General features: G+C 68.0%; 1 protein-coding gene. It reads left to right on the forward strand.

Annotated features, from left to right (window positions below; genetic code table 11):
* Positions 1-2510 (forward strand): non-ribosomal peptide synthetase (locus tag Dsi01nite_RS56735; RefSeq protein ID WP_203854858.1); only part of this gene is annotated, 2510 nt, incomplete at both ends.

The following is a 2510-nucleotide window of genomic DNA, read 5'->3' on the forward strand; positions in this document are numbered from 1 at the left end:
CGACGAGTGGTCCTCGACGGTCCTGCATCGTGAGCTTGATGCGCTCTATCACGCCCGTGAGTTGCCGCCGCTGAGTGTGCAGTATGCCGACTTCGCTGTTTGGCAGCGGCGGTGGCTGACCGGCGACGTGCTGGACAGGCAGCTCGGCTATTGGCGTGGGCGGCTCGAGGGTGCGCCGGTGCTGGCGTTGCCGATTGACCGGCCGAGGCCGCTGGTGCGGTCTTCGGCGGGTGCCGTGTCGACGTTTGTCGTGCCGGCGGACGTGGTCGAGGGCCTGCGGGTGTTGTCGCGGGCCGCTGGTGTGTCGATGTTCATGACGGTGTTCGCGGCGTTCAACGTGCTGCTGGCCCGGTACACCGGTCAGGACGACATCGTGGTGGGTACCCCGATCGCGAACCGGAACCGGGCGGAGACCGAACCGTTGATCGGCTACTTCGTCAACACCCTGGTCCTGCGCACGGACCTGACCGGCGATCCGACCTTCACCGAACTGCTGCACCGGGTGCGCACGCACACGCTGGCCGCCTACACCCACCAGGACGTCCCGTTCGAACGTCTCGTCGAGGAACTCGGCACCGACCGCGACCGCTCCCGCACCCCGCTGTTCCAGGTCCTGTTCAACTACTTCACCGACGGCGACCCAGCCGGCGCGGAACAGACCCGGGAAGCCCTGGCCAAGTTCGACCTGCGGCTGATCATGTCGGAGTCCGGCGGCGGCGCCGTGCACTACGCGACCCGGCTCTTCCACGACGCCACCATCCACCGGCTCATCGGTCACCTCCAACAGGTGCTGGCAGCCGTCGCCGGCAACACCGACATCCGACTGTCGCAACTGCCGCTGCACACCACATCACCGGCTGTCACCCACCGCGGTGTCCCGGCCGTCACCGGCGTCGAGGCCCTCATCGACACCGCCACCGACACCATCGCGGTCACCAGCCACGGCCACACCCTCACCTACCGGCAGCTGCAGACCCGGGCCAACCAACTCGCGCACCATCTGCGCGCTGCCGGCGTCACCACCGAGTCCGTCATCGGCGTGGCCACCGAACACGGCACCGACTTCACCACCGCCGTGCTGGCCATCTGGCGCGCCGGCGGCGCCTACCTCCCCCTGGACCCGACCCAACCCACCCGCCGCACCGCCCACATGCTCACCGAAGGCGGCGTCACCCTCATCCTCGGCACCACCGACACCCTCGCCGACCTCCCCACCGGCCGCCTCCGCACCATCAGACTGGACGACCCCAACATCGACCAGCACCTCCACCACCCACCAACTCCGGCGTCGGCCGCCACCCTGGACCGGGTCGCCTACGTGCTGTTCACGTCCGGGTCGACCGGACAACCCAAAGCCGTCCAGGTCACCCACCGCGGCCTGGTCAACTACCTCACCACCGTCCCGGACGCCATCGGCATCGGCACCCCCGGCGCCAGCTACGCCCTGCTGCAACGACCGAACACCGACTTCGCCAACACCCTGCTCTACACCGCCCTCACCACCGGCGGCACCGCCCACTTCCACGACCCCCACACCACCACCACCATCCCCGACACCATCAACTACACCAAAATCGTCCCGTCCCACCTGACCGCCCTCGGCCCCGAACACATCACACCAAACCGCGGGCTCATCCTCGGCGGCGAAGCCACCCCCCTCGACCTCGCCCACCACCTCCTCACCACCACCACCAACACCACAGCCGGCGGCGGCGGCCGTACCGTCGCCAACCACTACGGACCCACCGAAACCACCATCGGCGTCGCCGCCACCCTGCTCCACCCCGAACACCTCACCGACGGCACCGTCCCCATCGGCGCCGCCCTACCCAACACCCGCCTCTACCTCCTGGACCACAACCTACGACCAGTCCCCACCGGCACACCCGGCCACCTCCACGTCGCCGGACCCAGCCTCGCCCGCGGCTACCGCAACCGACCCGACCTGACCGCCGACCGGTTCATCGCCGACCCGTTCACCAGTGACGGCAGCCGCATGTACGCCACCGGCGACCTCGCCCGCCAACGCCCCGACGGACTCCTCACCTACCTCGGCCGCATCGACAACCAGATCAAAATCCGCGGCCACCGCATCGAACCCACCGAAATCCAAACCGCCCTACAGTCACACCCCACCATCAACCACGCCGTCATCACCAACGACGGACCACGCCTCATCGCCTACCTCGTCACCAACCCCACCACCGACACCCCACCCACCGTCACCGACCTCCGCGCCCACCTCACCGACCAACTCCCCGACCACATGATCCCCACCACCTACATCCACCTCGACACCATCCCACACACCACCAACGGCAAAATCGACTACACCGCACTCCCCAACCCCGACCACAACCGACCCGAACTCACCACCACACCCACCCCACCCACCACACCAACCCAACACACCCTCACCACCATCTGGACCGACACCCTCGGCATCAACAACATCGGCATCCACGACAACTTCTTCGACCTCGGCGGACACTCACTCCTCGCCACCCAGG

Origin of the sequence: Dactylosporangium siamense, assembly GCF_016862795.1 — a bacterium.
Lineage (GTDB): Bacteria > Actinomycetota > Actinomycetes > Mycobacteriales > Micromonosporaceae > Dactylosporangium > Dactylosporangium siamense.